Origin of the sequence: Rhodococcus opacus (assembly GCF_012396235.1) — a bacterium.
Lineage (GTDB): Bacteria > Actinomycetota > Actinomycetes > Mycobacteriales > Mycobacteriaceae > Rhodococcus_F > Rhodococcus_F opacus.
The window spans coordinates 180,477-197,224 of sequence record NZ_JAAXPA010000013.1; the positions used below are offsets into that span (position 1 = coordinate 180,477).

Here is a 16,748-nt window from a genome sequence, read left to right on the forward strand (position 1 = left end):
GTCACCTACTCGACGGCACCCGCCGAGCGCAGCTGCTCGATGCCCGCCGCGTCGTACCCGGCCTGCGCGAGGATCGCATCGGTGTCCTGCCCGGGCCGCGGGGCCGGCCGGGGAACGGGCGCCGGGGTGCGGCCGAAGCGCGGTGCCGGTGCGGGCTGGCGGATGCCACCCACCTCGACGAACGTTTCCCGTTCCTTGTTGTGGGGGTGCTCGTGCGCCTCCCACGGCGACAGGACGGGCGACACGCACGCGTCGGAATCGGTGAACAGTGCCGCCCATTCGTCCCGCGGTCGGGTCGCGAACACCTCGGCGAGGCGCTTCTTCAGTTCCGGCGCCGCATCGAGGTCGTACTGCAACGGCAGATCCTCGCCGCTCAACCCCAGCACCTCGAGGAGTTCACCGTAGAAGTGCGGTTCGACGCACCCGACCGCCACGTGCAGACCGTCGGCGCACTCGTAGGTGTCGTAGAACGCGGCGGCCCCGTCGAGGACGTTCCGCCCCCGACCTTCCTGCCACAGCCCGGCGGCGTTCATGCCGTGGACGAACGCCGTCAGCAGCGCCGCGCCGTCGACCATCGACGCGTCCACCACCTGCCCGCGGCCCGACCGGGAGCGCTCGTGCAGCGCGGCCAGGATTCCCATCGTCAACATCAGGCCGCCACCGCCGAAGTCGCCCAACAGGTTCAGCGGCGGCACCGGCCGCTCCCCGGCACGCCCGATGGGTTCGAGCGCGCCTGCGAGCGCGATGTAGTTGATGTCGTGCCCGGCCCGACGTGCGAGGGGACCGTCCTGGCCCCAGCCGGTCATGCGCCCGTAGATCAGACCGGGATTGCGGGACAGGCAGTCGTCGGGGCCGATGCCCAGGCGTTCCGCGACGCCGGGACGGAAACCCTCGACGAGGATGTCGGCGCGTTCGACGAGCGTCCGAACGGCCTCCAGCCCCTCCGGAGTCCGCAGGTTCACGGCGATCGACCGTCGTCCGCGGTCGAGCACACCCGACGGCGCCATCAGCCCGCTGCCGCCGTCACCTGCCCGCTCGACGCGGATCACGTCCGCGCCGAGGTCGGCGAGGATCATGCAGCCGAACGGGGCGGGCGCGAGGCTCGCGAGCTCGACGACGGTCAGCCCGCTGAGCGGCCCGCCGGTCACGACACCCCCTGCGCGTCGCGGGGCAGCCCGAGCATGCGTTCCCCGATCACGTTGAGCTGCACCTCGGTGGTGCCGCCGTAGATAGTGGTGGCGCGGCCGGCGATCAACTGCTCCATCGCCTTGTCGCTCGGCTCCCCGGGAATGCTCACGGCGCCCGCCGCCCCCAGTTCGGCGACGACGAATTCGGCGATCGACTGTCCGAGCCCCATGCCCAGCAGCTTCCCGACGCTGGACGTGATGCTCACGTCCGCCCCCGACAGCTGCTTCAGCACGATCCGTGCACCGATCAGATCGATTGCCTGGCTCTCGGCCACCAGTTCGCCGACGCGGAAGCGTGCCAGCGGGCCGAGGTCGCGGCCGCGGGCGAACTGCAGCAGATCCTTGTCGGTGGCGTAGGCCTCCATCTTCTGGCTCAGGGCCACCCGCTCGCCCGCGAGGGTCGTGCGGGCCACGTTCCAGCCGTCGTTCACGTTCCCGACCACGTTCTCGTCCGGGATGAACACGTCGTCGAGGAAGACCTCGTTGAACAGGGCCGAGCCGGTCATCTCGCGCAGCGGCCGGACGGTGACCCCCGGCGTCGACATGTCCAGCACGAAGTACGTGATGCCCTCGTGTTTCGGCCTGGACGGGTCGGTGCGGGCGATCAGCATCGCCCAATCGGAGAACTGTGCCACCGTGGTCCAGATCTTCTGCCCGGTCACCGTCCAGCCGCCGTCGACCTTCTCGGCCTTGGTGGTCAGCGACGCCAGATCGGAACCGGCCCCCGGTTCGCTGAACAGCTGGCACCACAAGAGATCTCCGCGCAGCGTGGGGACGGCGAGATCCCGCTTCTGCGCGTCCGTGCCGTGGGCCACGACCGCCTGTACCGCCCAGCCGCCCATCAGCAGCTGCGGCATCGGGATTCCGGCGGCCTTGATCTCCTGAGCGATGACGATCTGCTCGAGCGGGGACGCGCTGCGCCCGTACGGTTTCGGCAGGTGCGGCTGCACCCAGCCGCCGTCGCCGAGTGCGATCAGCTGGTCGTCCTCGTCGAGGCCCACCAGCGGGGCGAGTTCCGCCCGCACCTCGGTCCGGATCGCCTCGGCTTCGTCCGGCAGTTCCAGTTCGGAGGTGCGGGCGGTGCCTGCGAGGGACTGGTCGGCCACCCGAGTGGCCCGCTCCTCGCGGGTGCCGAGGAGCCCCCGGATGGCCAGCGCCCGGCGGTAGAACAGGTGTGCGTCATGCTCCCAGGTGAATCCGATGCCGCCGTGGACCTGGATGCAGTCCTGTGCGCACTGCACCGCGGCATCGGGAACGACCACGGCGGCGATGTCTGCAGCGAAATCGGCGGTGTCGTCGCCGTTGTCGAGGGCGGAGGCGGCATCCCACAGCACCGCGCGCGCCTTCTCCAGGGCGATGCCCATGTGGGCGCACTTGTGCTTGACGCCCTGGAACTGGCCGATCGGTCGCCCGAACTGCACCCGCGTCTTCGCGTACTCGGATGCGGTGGACACGCACCAGGACATCACGCCGATCGCCTCCGCACCGAGGACGACGGTGGCGACGGACCGGACGCGCTGCTCGCTCAGACCGTCGAGGATCCGGTCGGCGCCCACGTGGACGGCGTCGGCGGTGATCCGTGCGGAACCGCGGAGCACGTCGATGCTGTCCTGCACCGTGACGGTGACGTCCGCGGAATCGACGACGGCCCAGCGAATGTCGTCGCCGACGGTGATCGGGAGTAGCAGGATATCGGCGTGTTCGCCGCCGAGAACCGCGTCCGCGACCCCGGTGACGCGGTATCCGCCCTCGTCCGCCGATACGTCGAGTGGGCGGCCCAACGCGACTGCGGCGGTGTGTGATCCGTCGAGAAGACCCGGCATCACCTCGATGCCGACCTTGGAATCGGCGGCCGCCACGAGCGCGGCGGACAGCGCGGTCGGGACGAACGGACCCGGGGCGGCCGTCTGGCCCAGCGCTTCGAGAGCCACCGCCAACGTGAGGAGCCCGGCGCCGTGACCGCCCTTGTCCTCGGGGACGTGCAGTCCCAGCAGGTCCTGGCCGACGAGAGCATCCCAGAACGGCGGAAACTTCTCCTCGCTCGTGGACTCGACCGCGGACCGGACATGATCGGAGGTGATGGTGTGTTCGGCGAAAGCGCGGACCGAGTCGGCGAGGGCCCGGTGTTCCTCGGTCAGCCCGAGCCCGAGCTCGTACGTGTTCTTGGCCATGTCGCGGCCCTTCAGCCGAGCCGGTCGGCGAGGTCGGCGACGGTCCACGGGCCGTCGCTCTCGATGGTCGTGACGTCGTGCCAGCCGGCGAGCTCGGAGATGGCCCCGCCCTGCACGGCGAACACCTTGCCGGTGATCTTGCAGTTCGCGTCGGCGAGACGCGCGACGAGCGGAGAGATGTTGGCGGGGCTGAACGCGTCGAACTCGCCCTCCGGCACCTCCTCGGCGAACAGCGCTCCCATACCAGGGGTGGCCAGCGTGAGCCGGGTGCGGGCGATCGGCGCGATCGCGTTGACCCGGACGCCGTAGCGCTCGAGCTCGTCCGCGGCGACCAGAGTGAGTGCGGCGATGCCCGCCTTCGCGGCGCCGTAGTTGGCCTGGCCCGCGTTGGGCATGAACGTGCCCGACGCCGACGCGGTGTTGATCACGGACGCGTTCACGGTTTCGCCCGCCTTGGTCTGCGCCTTCCAGTACGCCGCCGCGTGGTGCAGGGTGGCGGCGTGGCCCTTGAGATGCACGGCGATGACGGCGTCCCACTGGCTTTCGGTCATACCCGCGATGAAGGCGTCCCGCAGGATGCCCGCGTTGTTGACGAGGACGTCGAGTCGGCCGAACTCCCTGACCGCTTGATCGACGAGTCCTTCGGCGCCGTCCCAGGACGCGACGTTGTCGGTGTTCGCGACTGCCCTGCCGCCCGCGGCGACGATCTCGTCGACGACCTGCTGCGCCGGGCCCGCGTCCTCGCCGGTGCCGTCGTTCGCACCGCCGAGGTCGTTGACGACCACGGCAGCGCCCTCACGGGCGAAGAGCAGTGCGTGCTCCCGGCCGATTCCGCGTCCGGCGCCGGTGACGATGGCCACCCGTCCGTCGAGTGTTCCCATGTGCGTACTCCTAGGCTTCTGTGTCCGCGATGACGGCGAGGCCGTCCTTGATGACGAGTTCGTCGCCGACGGTGGTCTCGTAGGCGTACGACGTTGTCCCGCCCGGGGACTCGGCGACCTGCCGGAACTGCGTGGCGATGTCCTGGCCGGGCAGGACGGGTTTCGCGAACCGCACCGCGAGCCGGCGGAGGCGTTCGACCCGGCCGTCGGCGAGTTCGGTGAGCGCCGCCCACGACGTGAACGCCATGGTGCACAGGCCGTGGTTGATGATTCCGGGAAGTCCGGACATCCGGGCGATCTCGTCGTCCAGGTGGATCGGCATCGGATCACCGGAGGCGGGCGAGTACCGGAACGTCTGGTCCTCGTCGATGTGCTGGGTGATCGACGCGACCGGGGCCTGTCCGCGCAGGGACTCGTCGAACCGGTGCGCGGGTGCCTGCTCGCCGAGTCCGGCTCCCGCATCGACCTTCCGGAAGAACGCGGTCATCCACTGCTTGTTGACCAGTTCACCGTCGTCCGTGGTGGTTTCGACGTAGACGACGACGGTGGAACCGTTCTCCCGACCCTCGAATCCGATCGGTTTAGCACGGACCATGAGGTTGTCGCCGGGACGGATCGGACGGTGGAAGTGGAAATCCTGCTCCCCGTGCACGAGTTTCATGAGCAGTTCGACCGGGGCGACGGACAGTGCCGCCGGTGCCATCGACGTGAACGCGGGGACCACGGCGAACACCGGTGGCGCGACGTCGCCGGCGAGATGGCGTTCGATGGGATCGTTGGTGGCCGCGGCGTATTCGGCGATGCGCTCGGCGGTGACCTCGAACCGTTGCGGATCGGTCCACTCGCCGAGGCCGCTCGTGTCGAATTCGACTGTGGGGGTGGTCATGCGGATCAGCCCACCATGTCGGCGAACCCGGCCAGGGACGCCTCCAGATCCGCCTTGGCGTTCTTGGCGACGGCCTTGCCGATGGGGCCGACGATCATCGTGCCGGTGAAGCTCGCGTCGATGATCGCCGTGGATCCGGCGCCGTCCGGCTCGACCTTCAGCGTGAATTCGACGGTCACCCCCGCCATGCCGGTGCCGGAGATCTTCACCATCTCGGGCACCTGCACCTCGGTGACGGTCCACTCGATCTTGTTGGCCATGCCCATCACGGAGACGACCTCGGTGAACTTCGATCCGAGTGACACCTCGGCGGGGATTTCGCTCTTCCACGACTGGTGGATGGTGAGCCACTCCTCCCAGCGGGACAGGTTGGAGAGCGCGTCCCACGCCTTGTCGGGGGAGGCGGGCAGGGACGCTGCGACGGAAACGGAAGCCATTATGTACTCCTGGTGTTCGGGGTGAAAGGAATTGTGAGAGAGACGGATCAGAGTGCGCGGTAGGCGGTGACGACGACGGCACCACCGAGGCCGATGTTGTGCTGGAGGGCGACCGCGGCGCCGTCGACCTGGCGCTTGTCGGCCGTGCCGCGGAGTTGCCAGGTGAGTTCGCTGCACTGGGCGAGGCCGGTGGCGCCGAGGGGATGCCCCTTGGAGATGAGTCCGCCGGACGGGTTGACCACCCAGCGCCCGCCGTACGTGGTGTCGTCGTTGTCGACGAGTTTGCCGCCCTCGCCCTCGCCGCACAGGCCGAGCGCCTCGTAGGTCAGCAGTTCGTTGGTGGAGAAGCAGTCGTGGAGTTCGATGACGTCGATGTCGTCCGGCCCGATGCCTGCCTGTTCGTACACGCGGGCCGCGGCCGTGCGGGTCATGTCCGCGCCGACCAGACTGATCGCACTCCGATCCTCGAACGTGCTCGGGAGGTCGGTGACCATGGACTGGCCGACGATCTCCACGGCCTGCCCGGCGAGGTCGTGCTTGTCGACGAACTCCTCGCTCGCGACGACGACGGCACCGGAGCCGTCCGAGGTGGGGGAGCACTGCAGTTTGGTGAGGGGCCCGTAGATCGGCTTCGAGCCGAGGATCTCGTCGAGCGTGTACTCGACCTGGAACTGGGCGTACGGGTTGTTCTGTGAGTGGCGGTGGTTCTTCACGCCGATCTCGGCGAACTGTTCCGCCGTGGTCCCGAACCGTTCCATGTGTTCCTTGCCGGCGGCGCCGAACATGTAGGGGGCCGGCGGCATCGCGAACTCCTGAAGTTCGGCGAGCGCGAGGAGGTGGCGCATCATCGGCTGTTCCCGGTCGTCGTACGTGGACCCGAGCGAACCGGCCTGCATCTTCTCGAAGCCCAGCGCGAGTGCGCAGTCCACCTGCCCGCTCCGGACCGCCTGCGTGGCGAGGAAGAGCGCGGTCGACCCCGTCGAACAGTTGTTGTTGACGTTCACGATGGGAATGCCGGTGAGGCCGAGTTCGTAGACGGCCCGCTGTCCCGACGTCGACTCGCCGTACACGTATCCGACGTACGCCTGCTCCACGAGCCGGTACTCGATCCCGGCGTCCTCGAGTGCCCTGCCATCGGCCTCACGCGCCATGTCGGGGTAGTCCCACTCGCGTGCACCCGGCTTCTCGAACTTCGTCATCCCGACGCCGACGACGAACACTCTGTTACCCATTGCGGCTCCCTGAGTCCGGAGAAATGTGTGTGTGACACCTTGTCTCACCAAAGTATGTGAGACAAGGTGTCCAGTCAACAGTCGGGTGGGTAACGTATGCGTGATGCCGGACAAAGTGGAAACCGCCGCGTCGCCCCAGGGGGACGGCCGCGCCACGCGCTGGGAGGACCACAAGGCGGAACGCCGCAGCCGGATTCTCGAAGCCGCGATGGACGCCATCAACGAGGACGGTCCCGACGTGGGCGTCCAGCAGATCGCGAACCGCGCCGACGTCCCGCGATCGGTGGTCTACCGGATCTTCACCGATCGCGGTGACCTCGACGAGCAGCTACGCGGGCGCATCATCGAACGACTGATGGCGGACCTCGCGCCCACGTTGACACCGGAGGGGACAGTGGGCGAGGCAATCGCCCGCGCCGTGGAGACGTACCTGCGGTGGATCGTGGAATATCCACGGCTCCACCAATTCCTCGGCACCGGATCGCCGGGCAGGCGGACGACCGGCTCACGTGTGGTCACCGGAACGAAGACCGCGATCGCGCTCCAGCTGTCGGGTCTGCTCGCGACTGTCCTCGACACGGTGGCCGGCAACTCTGACCTGGCCGAGGCGCTGGCCTTCGGGTTGGTGGGACTCGTGGATGCCAGCGTCAATCGATGGCTGAGCAACCCGCAGTCGGCGCTCGGCAGCGACGAGCTGGCCGAGTTCCTCGAGGTGTCGATCTGGCAAGTGCTGCACGGCAATCTGGCGCGGATCGGCGTCACCATCGACCCGTCGACCCCGGTGTCGGAACTGCAGTAGTCGGCCGGGTATGGCCAGCTACCATGGCTTTCATGCCCTCCCGGCGAGGTTCACCGGCCGCTTCCGAGCAGGCCTGGGTGTCGGACACGGCGGTCGGTGACGCCGTCGCGCGCTTCGCCAGTGCCTGGGAAACCTCGTCGTCCGCGCCCGATCTGGTCGCCTACCTGCCCGCGTCTCCCGCGCTCCGCCGGGTCACGCTCATCGAACTCGTCAAAGTCGACCTGGAGAACCGCTGGCTGCGCGGCGACCACCCGAAGCGGCTCGACCAATACTGTGAGGAGCTGCCCGAACTGCGGCGGTGGCCGTTGCCGCCGGATCTGCTGTACGAGGAGTTCCACATCCGGCGGCGCAGCGGGGAGTCGGTCGAGGCGAGCGAGTACACGCAGAATTTTCCGGGTCAGGCCGGTGAGCTCGACGAACTGCTCGGCACCGGCGAGTACCACAGCACGGCGCTCCATCGCGGGGAGACGACGCTGTCGGTGTCTCCGGGGAGCGGCGGAACGCTCGACGATCTGGAGGTCGGCCAGCGGATCGACGATTTCGATCTCGTGACCGGTCTCGGCAGGGGTGCGTTCGCGCGGGTGTTCCTGGCCCGGCAGCGGTCGCTGCAACGGATGGTCGCCGTCAAGATTTCCCTGGACCACGGCACCGAGCCGCAGACTCTGGCCCAGTTCGACCACGACTACATCGTCCGGGTCTTCGATCAACGCCTCCTCGCGGGCCGCGACCTGAGACTGCTGTACATGCAGTACGTCCCGGGCGGCACCCTGCTCGACGTGGTCGCCCGGGTTCGTGAGACGCCACCGGACTCGCGCAGCGGCGCCGTGCTGCTGGACGCGATCGACCGGGCCCTGCTCGGTCGAGGCGAGATCCGGCCCAGCGAATCCGGGGTGCGCCGAGAGGTCGCGACGCTGACCTGGCCCGAGACGGTCGCCTGGCTCGGCAGGCGGCTGGCGGAGGCGCTCGACTACGCCGGACGCCACGGCGTCCTGCACCGCGACGTCAAACCGGCGAACGTGTTGCTGACGACGGAGGGCGTCCCCAAGCTCGCCGACTTCAACATCAGTTTCAGCCGCAACGTCGCCGGGTCGAGTCCGGTCGCGTACTTCGGCGGCTCGCTGGCCTACATGTCACCCGAACAACTCGAGGCGATCCACCCGGACCGGCCGGGCGCACCCGGTGATCTCGACACCCGCAGCGACCTGTATTCGCTCGCGGTCGTCCTGTGGGAGTTGCTGACCGGCAGAAGACCTTTCGACGACAGCGACGCCGAACTGCGCTCCCACCCGCCCGGCGACCGCACCACTCTGGACGCGATGCTCGCGCGGCGGCGCGGACCGGACGAACCGGCCGCCGACGCGCTGCCCGCCGACTGTCCGAACGCGCTGCGGCGAGTGTTGCTGAAATCGCTGGCGCCGGCACCGAAGGATCGGTTCTCCTCCGGTGCCGAACTCGCCCAGCAGCTCGACGTCTGCCTCGACGCGCACGCCCGAGATCTGGTCGATCCGCCGCCGGGAAGCTGGCGGCTGCGGATGCGGCGGTGGACGCACCCGATCATGTTCCTGGCCATCGCAGTTCCCAATCTGCTGGCGATCCTCTACAGCTACCAGCACAACAGCACCCTGATCATCAGCAAGCTGCCGCCCGCCGCGCAGGAGAATTTCGAGCGGATCACCCGGATCGACTACACGGTCGCGTTCCTCATCGGAGCCGTGGGCACGGTGTCGATGGTGATCTACCTGACGATGGTGGCCGGCGGGCTGCGCCGGGGGCGGGTCTACACCGGCGCCCAGCTCGCCCGGGCGCGCCAGGACACCCTGCTGCTCGGCCAGCGGTGTGCACTGCTCTGCCTCGGTCTGTGGATCGTCAGCGGCCTCGTCGTGCCGATCACGTTGGAGGTGAGCGGCAGTCAGGTTCCGTGGAACACGATCGTCCACTTCACTGCATCTCAGCTCGTGTGCGGAGCGATCGCGGTGGTCTACCCGTTCTTCTTCGTGAACTTCTACGCCGTCCGCTGCCTCTACCCGGTGTTTCTGCGGCACGGCGAGATCAGTGCGTCCGACGCCAGGATGTTGAAGCGGTTGGGGCGCCGCAGCACGTTCTTCCTCGCCGCGGCCGCCGCCGTGCCGCTGCTCGGGATCGCGGGAGCCACGTTCATTCCCCCGGAGGACCTGCCCCGGGTGATCGTCGCGCTCCGCGTCCTGTGCGTCGGCAGCGTCATCGCGTTCGTGGCGGCCTACTGGATGTTCCGGATGCTGTCCGAGGACCTGCACGCGCTGGAGCGCGTCGTGTCCGGTGCGCCGCGGCACGAGTGATCAGGCCGAACCCGTGAACGTCAGCCACAGCAGCGAGACATTGAGCACGACGATCAACGACGCCGCCACCCAGGCGGCGACCGTGGTGGCCGTCGCGTTGCGGTGGACGCCCATCAGGTCGCGGCTCGACGTCATCCGCACGAGTGGAATCACCGCGAACGGGATGCACAGGCTGAGAACCACCTGACTGAGGACGAGCGCGAACGTGGGATCGACGCCGATCGCCAGCACGACCAGTGCCGGAATCAAGGTGACCACCCGGCGCAGCAACAGCGGGATGCGCATCGACAGCAGGCCGTACATGATCTCGGAGCCGGCGGCGCAGCCGATCGACGTGGACGCCAGGCCGGACGCCAGCAGTCCGACGGCGAAGACGACGGCGACGGTGGGGCCGAGCGAACTCTGGATGGCGGCGTGCGCGCCGTCGATCGAATCGGTGCCCGGAATGCCGCGCAGGGCCGAGGCGGCGAGCAGCAGCATGCCGATGTTGACCGCGCCCGCCACGATCAGCGCACCGACCACGTCCCACTTCGTCACCCGCAGCAGTCGCGCGAGGCGGGGGCCTTCCAGGTCGTTCCCGTGCCGGTCGCGGGCGAGGGCGGAATGGAGGTAGATCGCATGCGGCATCACGGTGGCGCCGAGCATGCTCGCGGCGAGCAGGACCGTCTCGGTGCCCTCGAAACGCGGCACGAGTCCGGCAAGCGCGTCCGTACCCGACACGTCGGTGAACACGAGCCCGGTGAGGAACCCGACGGTGATGATCGTCAGGAGTCCCATCACGACGAACTCGAACGTCCGCTGTCCGCGGCGGCTCTGGATCGACAGGATGCCCATCGACACGACGCCCGTGATCAGGCCTCCGACGAAGAGGGGAACGCCGAACAGGAGATGGAGTGCGATCGCGCCGCCGATCACCTCGGCGAGGTCGGTGGCGATCGCCATCGCCTCCGCCTGCAGCCAGAACGCGCGGCGGTTCCCGGTCCGCAGGCGGGTCCCCAGCATCTCGGGCAGTGATTTGCCGGTGACCAGCCCGAGTTTCGCGGACAGGTACTGCACCAGCACCGCCATGGCATTGGCGAGCACGAGCACCCAGACGAGCAGGTACCCGTACTTCGCGCCCGCGGTGAGGTTGGCGGCAACGTTTCCGGGGTCGACGTACGCGATGGCAGCCACGAACGCGGGCCCGAGGAGCGCGACAGTTCGGATGCTGCCCTTGCGGGGCGAGCGGCGCGGGAGGAGAGGGCGGGATGCCTCGATGCTCACGGAGCTCCTGGTCGTGGTCTGCGGATCTACCTGCTGATTCGTCTCTCCGCACTATAGATTTAGGGATTGCGAACTTACAAGCGCGGGGCCGGATCGGCTCGGAACTGCCACCTCGGCGCTATATTGACTAGAACGTGTTCTATTCGCGGTGGAAGGGAGTCCCGATGGGACAGGTTCTCGACAGAATCGACGGCGTCGCCGAGGAGATTCGCGGGCAGGCCGTCCAGTCGGAGGCGGATTGCCGGCTCACCGACACCGCCGCAGCCCTCCTGCGAGACTCCGGCGCGATCCGGTTGCTGCAGCCCAAGCTCTACGGCGGCTACGAGGTCCACCCCCGCGAGTTCGCCGAGACCGTCATGGGAGTCGCCGCACTCGACGGTGCGAGCGGATGGGTCACCGGGATCGTCGGCGTGCACCCGTGGGAACTGGCTTTCGCCGACCCGCAGGTGCAGGAGGAGATCTGGGGCGAGGACAACGACACGTGGATGGCGTCGCCGTATGCGCCGATGGGGGTCGCGACACCGGTCGACGGCGGATACGTCCTGAAGGGACGGTGGTCGTTCTCGTCCGGCACCGACCACTGTCAGTGGGCCTTCCTCGGGGCAATGGTCGGCGACGGCGAAGGTGGCATCGCGATGCCACCCTCGTCGCTGCACGTGATTCTGCCGCGCACCGACTATCAGATCGTCGAGGACACGTGGGACGTCATCGGACTGCGCGGAACGGGAAGCAAGGACCTGATCGTCGACGGTGCATTCGTCCCGGGCTACCGGACGTTGAACGCGTCGAAGGTGATGGACGGACGTGCGCAGAAGGAGGCGGGCAGGCCGGAGCCTGTGTACAACATGCCGTACTCGTGCATGTTCCCGCTCGGCATCACCGCCGCCGTCATCGGCATCACCGAGGGCGCGCTGGCCTGTCACATCGCGGTGCAGAAGGACCGCGTCGCCATCACGGGCCAGAAGATCAAGGAGGATCCCTACGTGCTCAGTGCGATAGGAGAGTCCGCCGCCGAAATCAATGCGTCGCGGGTCTCCCTCATCGAGACCGCCGACCGGTTCTACGACAAGGTCGACGCGGGTAAGGAAATCACATTCGAGGAGCGTGCGATCGGACGCCGCACCCAGATCGCCGCGGCCTGGCGTGCGGTGCGTGCCGTGGACGAGATCTTCGCGCGCGCCGGCGGTGGTGCGTTGCACTACAAGACTCCGATGCAACGGTTCTGGCGCGACGCGCACGCCGGTCTGGCGCACGCGGTCCACGTGCCCGGACCCACCAACCACGCGAGCGCGCTCACCCAGCTCGGCGGCGAACCGCAGGGGATGATGCGGGCCATGATCTGAAGCGCCGGGAGGCCGAGGCGCGCGCCCCGGCCTCCCGGCATCGGATCAGAGTGTGGCTGCGGCGAATCCGGTCTCGAGGTCGGCGAGGATGTCGTCGATACCCTCGATGCCGACGGCGAGCCGGACCAGTCCGGGAGTCACACCGGCGGCGAGTTGCTCCTCCGGGGTCAGCTGCGAGTGCGTGGTGGACGCCGGGTGGATCACCAGCGAGCGCACGTCTCCGATGTTCGCGACGTGGCTGTGCAGGGTGAGCGCGTTGACGAACTTCTTGCCCGCGTCGATGCCGCCGGCCAGTTCGAACGTCACGATCGCGCCCGGACCCTTCGGGGTGAGCTGCCGTGCGCGCTCGTGCCACTGCGAGGACGGCAGACCCGCGTACGCCACGGACGTGACCTCCGGGCGGGCCTCGAGGAACTCCGCCACCTTCTGGGCGTTGGCGACGTGCCGCTCCACGCGCAGGCTGAGGGTCTCGATGCCCTGCGCGATGAGGAACGCGTTGAACGGGGCGACCGCCGAACCGAGGTCGCGGAGCAGCTGCACGCGCGCCTTCAGCGCGTAGGCCGGGGCGCCGAGGTCCGCGAAGACGACACCGTGGTAGCTCGGGTCCGGGGTGGTGAAGTTGACGTGGCGGCCCTGGGTCCAGTCGAACGTGCCGCCGTCGACGATGACACCGGCGATCGCCGTACCGTGACCGCCGAGGTACTTGGTGGCCGAGTGCACCACGATGTCCGCGCCGTGCTTCAACGGTTGCAGCAGGTACGGCGTGGCTACCGTGTTGTCGACGATCAGCGGGATCCCGTTGTCGTGGCCGACCTTCGAGATTCCCGGGATGTCCAGGATGTGGTTCTTCGGGTTGGCGATCGTCTCACCGTAGAACGCCTTGGTGTTCGGGCGGACGGCGCCGCGCCACTGCTCGAGGTCGTCCGGGTCCTCGACGAACGACACCTCGATGCCGAGCTTGGGCAGCGTGTAGTGGAAGAGGTTGTAGGTGCCGCCGTACAGGTACGGGCTGGAGACGATGTGGTCACCTGCCTCCGCGAGGTTCAGCACCGCAAAGGTTTCCGCCGCCTGCCCGGAGGACAGCAGCAGTGCGGCGACGCCGCCCTCGAGGGCCGCGATGCGCTGCTCGACCGCGTCCTGCGTGGGGTTCATGATGCGGGTGTAGATGTTGCCCGGCTCGGCCAGACCGAACAGCGCGGCAGCGTGATCGGTGCTGTCGAACGTGTACGAGGTGGTCTGGTAGATCGGCAGCGCCCGCGCCTTGGTGGTCGCGTCGGACGTCTGCCCGGCGTGGATCTGCTTGGTCTCGAACGACCAGTTGACGGTGGGATCGATGCTCTCGGTCACGAGTGGTGTGCTCCAGATTCGGTGAGGTGGATGTGGTGAATCAGTTGTCGCCGGTGAGTGTTTCGACCACGGTGCGGACCGGGGTCTGATTGCGGGTCAGGTCGAGGACGGGGCAGTGCGCATCCACCGCCTCCTGCAGTTCGAGGTAGCGCTCCCGCGATTCCGGGCCGGTCAGCGTCACGACGACGCGCACTTCGCCGAACCCGGCACGTACGGCCTCGTCGAAGCCGAAGAACCCGCGTACGTCGAGGTCGCCCTCCGCCCGCGCCGAGATGTCGTCGACGCGGACACCGAGCTTCTCGGCCCAGAAGCGGTACGTGACCACCTGGCAGGAGAGCAGCGACGCGAGATAGTACTCCACGGGATTGGCCGCCGAATTGTCGCCGCCGAGCGCCGGTGGCTCGTCCACCTCGACGCTGTACTTGCCGAGCGTGACGGTGCTCGCGACGGCGTCGTGCGCCTGCGCGGAGGCGCGGAAGACGACGTGAGCGTTCGCGGAATCCTCGGACACGGCGTCGCGGGTGGCGCCGATGACCGACGCGAGATGCGAAACGGATGCAGTGGTCATGACAGTAAGAATCCTTCGAAAACGAGGGTGTGCAGGAAGAATCCGGCGCGAAACGTCACGCCGGGACGGGTCCGATCAGGAGATCGGACACCTCGAGGTACACACCAGTGCGAAATCGACATGGCGACGCCGCGTCAGCAGCTCACCTGAGTCGATCACGCCGGATTCGGTCACGGATCAGACTGTAACCGCACGACACGCATTCCGACCAGTCCCATAGGAATTCTGCTCACGGAGTGGGCAGCGCGCGGCACAGGGCGTCGAGAGTGGCCGAGAAACGCGCGGACGACGGCGTGCTGTAGCCGACGACGAGTCCGTCGGACCGGTCCGCGGGACCGTCGGGATGACGGAACGTGCGTAGACCCTCCACCGCGAGACCGAGGGACGCGGCCCGGTCGACGGTGGCCGCCTCGGTCCCGTCGGGAAGTTCGAGTACGGCGTGCAAACCGGCCGCGATGCCGGTGACGTGCACGTGTGGTGCACGGGCGGCGAGGGTTTCGACGAGGGTGTCGCGCCGGCGACGGTAGAGGGTGCGCATCCTGCGGACGTGCCGATCGAATGCGCCCCTCTCGATGAAGTCGGCCAGGGTCAGCTGGTCCGTCGCGCTGACCCATCTCTCGTATCCGCCCTTGACTGCCAGAACACGGTCGATCAGGCGTTCCGGCAGCACCATCCAGCCCACGCGGATCGCGGGGGAGAGGGTCTTGCTCACGGTGCCCAGGTATGCCACCTCGTCCGGAGCCAGACCCTGCAGGGCGCCGACGGGTTGGCGGTCGTACCGGAACTCCCCGTCGTAATCGTCCTCGATCACGATCGCGCCCGTCGCACGTGCCCATTCCACGAAAGCCGTTCTCCTGCCGGGATGGAGCGGCCCGCCGGTAGGGAATTGATGGGCCGGGGTGAGCAACGCCGCCGACAGTTGCCTGCCCGTCGTATCCGGGGGCTGCGCTCCGCGGTCGTCGAGTTGCAGGGGGATGGTGGAGACGCCGGCATCGCCGAGCAGCTCGCGATGAAGGTGCAACCCATACCCTTCGACGGCGATCGGCCCCTTCGCGGCGCGGGCGAGCAACCACAGTCCGTGCCCCGAGCTCGCACTGACCACGATGTGGTCGGGATCGGTGCGCACTCCTCGTGCCCGAGAAAGGTATTCGGCGAGAGCGTGACGGAGCTCGGGACGTCCCCGCGGATCACCCGGTCCGAACGCGTCGTTGGGTGCCGCAGTGAGCGCCCGGCGGGCCGACGCCATCCAGGCGGCACGCGGAAACTCCCCGACGTCGGGAGAACCGGGCATCAGGCTCAACGCCGGTCGGGGCGCCGCCGCGGAACGGGTGTGCGGACGTCGGGCCGGCTCGCCTGCCCGGTCGGCGACCCGGGTCCCCGACCCCTGCCGGGCGGTGAGCCAGCCCTCGGCCACGAGTTCGGCGTACGCCTCGGCGACGGTGTTGCGGGCGAGGCCGAGGTCGAGGGCCAGGGTGCGGGACGGCGGGAGGGTGGTGCCTGCGACGAGCCGTCCCGATCGAATCGACTCGCGCAGAGCGGAAACCAGGTTCGCGCGCACCCCCGGCGCCCGTCCGCCGCCGGACGCGGTGAGGTCGAGATGGAGGTCGCGGCCCAGACCCGAATTGGCCCAAGTTTCCATGCACGAATTGAACCATAGAGATGGGCTATTTCGCGCTTACTGTTGTCGTATGACCACAACAGAGCGCAAGACCCGCGTCGACCTCGCCCGCAAGGCCCCCGCCGTCTACAAGGCGATGATCGCCCTCGACGCCGCGGCACGGCAAGGCCTCGACCCGGAGCTGGTCGAGCTGGTGCTCACCCGTTGCTCCCAGATCAATCACTGTGCGTGGTGCATCGACATGCACACCGCCGATGCCCGCAAGATCGGCATCAGCGAACAGAGGTTGTACCTGCTGGGCGCGTGGGAGGAGGCGCACGGGCTGTACACCGACAAGGAGCGTGCCGCGCTCGCGCTCGCCGAGGCGATCACCGTGCTGACCGACGGCTTCGTCCCCGACTCGGTGTACGAGGAGGCGGAGGAGCACTTCGAGGAGAAGGAACTGGCGCAGCTCATCTCGCTGGTGCTCACGATCAACGCGTGGAATCGCATCGCCGTGAGCACGCGGAAGACCCCGCGGGTGCGCTGATCCCGGGTAACGGACCCGCCGCCTCGCGCCCGCTGCACTGCCGCCCGCTCAGAAGTTTCCGCGGGCGGCTTGTTCGCGTTCGATGGCTTCGAAGAGGGCTTTGAAGTTGCCGATGCCGAAGCCGAGGGAGCCGTGGCGTTCGATGAGTTCGAAGAACACGGTGGGGCGGTCG

14 protein-coding genes are annotated in these 16,748 nt (G+C 68.4%); 4 read left to right on the forward strand and 10 right to left on the reverse strand.

From position 1 onward, the window contains the following. Nucleotides 1-5: 5 nt before the first annotated feature. From HGB39_RS19360 to HGB39_RS19385, 6 genes are read right to left on the reverse strand one after another with little or no spacing between them, the layout of a single operon-like run. Nucleotides 6-1,148 (reverse strand): CaiB/BaiF CoA transferase family protein, encoded by a 1,143-nt coding sequence (locus HGB39_RS19360; protein WP_064080294.1) that lies wholly within the window; start codon nt 1,146-1,148, stop codon nt 6-8. Next, on the reverse strand, nt 1,145-3,358 hold the full coding sequence (locus HGB39_RS19365; protein ID WP_043792963.1) for an acyl-CoA dehydrogenase family protein: 2,214 nt from the start codon (nt 3,356-3,358) through the stop codon (nt 1,145-1,147). Before HGB39_RS19365 ends, HGB39_RS19360 begins: the two co-directional genes overlap by 4 nt. Before the next feature lie 11 nt (nt 3,359-3,369). Next, nucleotides 3,370-4,239 (reverse strand): SDR family oxidoreductase, encoded by an 870-nt coding sequence (locus HGB39_RS19370; RefSeq protein WP_005572132.1) that lies wholly within the window; start codon nt 4,237-4,239, stop codon nt 3,370-3,372. Between the two features lie 10 nt (nt 4,240-4,249). Further along, the gene (locus HGB39_RS19375; RefSeq protein WP_005572133.1) at nt 4,250-5,125 is read right to left on the reverse strand and encodes a MaoC/PaaZ C-terminal domain-containing protein; all 876 of its coding nucleotides are present in this window, start codon (nt 5,123-5,125) and stop codon (nt 4,250-4,252) included. A 5-nt stretch (nt 5,126-5,130) separates the two neighbouring features. Then, nucleotides 5,131-5,562, reverse strand: coding sequence for a type II toxin-antitoxin system Rv0910 family toxin (locus HGB39_RS19380; protein ID WP_005260506.1), 432 nt, complete (start codon nt 5,560-5,562; stop codon nt 5,131-5,133). A 47-nt stretch (nt 5,563-5,609) separates the two neighbouring features. Then, complete coding sequence (locus tag HGB39_RS19385) at nt 5,610-6,794, reverse strand: lipid-transfer protein (protein ID WP_064080295.1); 1,185 nt, start codon at nt 6,792-6,794, stop codon at nt 5,610-5,612. Nucleotides 6,795-6,897: 103 nt separating this feature from the next. On the opposite strand from HGB39_RS19385, the gene HGB39_RS19390 reads away from it, so the two are divergent. Further along, on the forward strand, nt 6,898-7,593 hold the full coding sequence (locus tag HGB39_RS19390; RefSeq protein ID WP_043792959.1) for a TetR/AcrR family transcriptional regulator: 696 nt from the start codon (nt 6,898-6,900) through the stop codon (nt 7,591-7,593). 23 nt (nt 7,594-7,616) lie between these two features. Beyond that, nucleotides 7,617-9,908, forward strand: coding sequence for a serine/threonine-protein kinase (locus HGB39_RS19395; protein WP_210752836.1), 2,292 nt, complete (start codon nt 7,617-7,619; stop codon nt 9,906-9,908). Here the strand turns inward: HGB39_RS19395 and HGB39_RS19400 are convergent, their stop codons facing one another. After that, nucleotides 9,909-11,171, reverse strand: a complete 1,263-nt coding sequence (locus HGB39_RS19400) for an Nramp family divalent metal transporter (protein ID WP_005572137.1) — start codon at nt 11,169-11,171, stop codon at nt 9,909-9,911. It lies immediately after the preceding gene. A gap of 164 nt (nt 11,172-11,335) precedes the next feature. Between HGB39_RS19400 and HGB39_RS19405 the strand changes: the two genes are divergently transcribed. Next, nucleotides 11,336-12,514 carry an acyl-CoA dehydrogenase family protein gene (locus HGB39_RS19405; protein ID WP_005260501.1) on the forward strand — a complete coding sequence of 393 codons (1,179 nt, stop codon included), beginning with the start codon at nt 11,336-11,338 and terminating at the stop codon, nt 12,512-12,514. Nucleotides 12,515-12,559: 45 nt separating this feature from the next. Here HGB39_RS19405 and HGB39_RS19410 read toward each other — a convergent pair whose 3' ends face one another. The 3 genes from HGB39_RS19410 to pdxR all read right to left on the reverse strand — a co-directional run bounded on the left by HGB39_RS19410 (nt 12,560) and on the right by pdxR (nt 16,068). Then, complete coding sequence (locus HGB39_RS19410) at nt 12,560-13,861, reverse strand: bifunctional o-acetylhomoserine/o-acetylserine sulfhydrylase (RefSeq protein WP_005572138.1); 1,302 nt, start codon at nt 13,859-13,861, stop codon at nt 12,560-12,562. Between the two features lie 40 nt (nt 13,862-13,901). Beyond that, nucleotides 13,902-14,429, reverse strand: a complete 528-nt coding sequence (locus HGB39_RS19415; protein ID WP_054246032.1) for an OsmC family protein — start codon at nt 14,427-14,429, stop codon at nt 13,902-13,904. 229 nt (nt 14,430-14,658) lie between these two features. Beyond that, on the reverse strand, nt 14,659-16,068 hold the full coding sequence (pdxR, locus tag HGB39_RS19420; protein ID WP_064080296.1) for a MocR-like pyridoxine biosynthesis transcription factor PdxR: 1,410 nt from the start codon (nt 16,066-16,068) through the stop codon (nt 14,659-14,661). 49 nt (nt 16,069-16,117) lie between these two features. Here pdxR and HGB39_RS19425 point away from each other — a divergent pair, with 49 nt between their 5' ends. Then, a complete protein-coding gene (locus HGB39_RS19425; RefSeq protein ID WP_054246034.1) occupies nt 16,118-16,576 on the forward strand; it encodes a carboxymuconolactone decarboxylase family protein in 459 nt (152 codons plus the stop codon). The last annotated feature ends 172 nt before the right edge of the window (nt 16,577-16,748 follow it).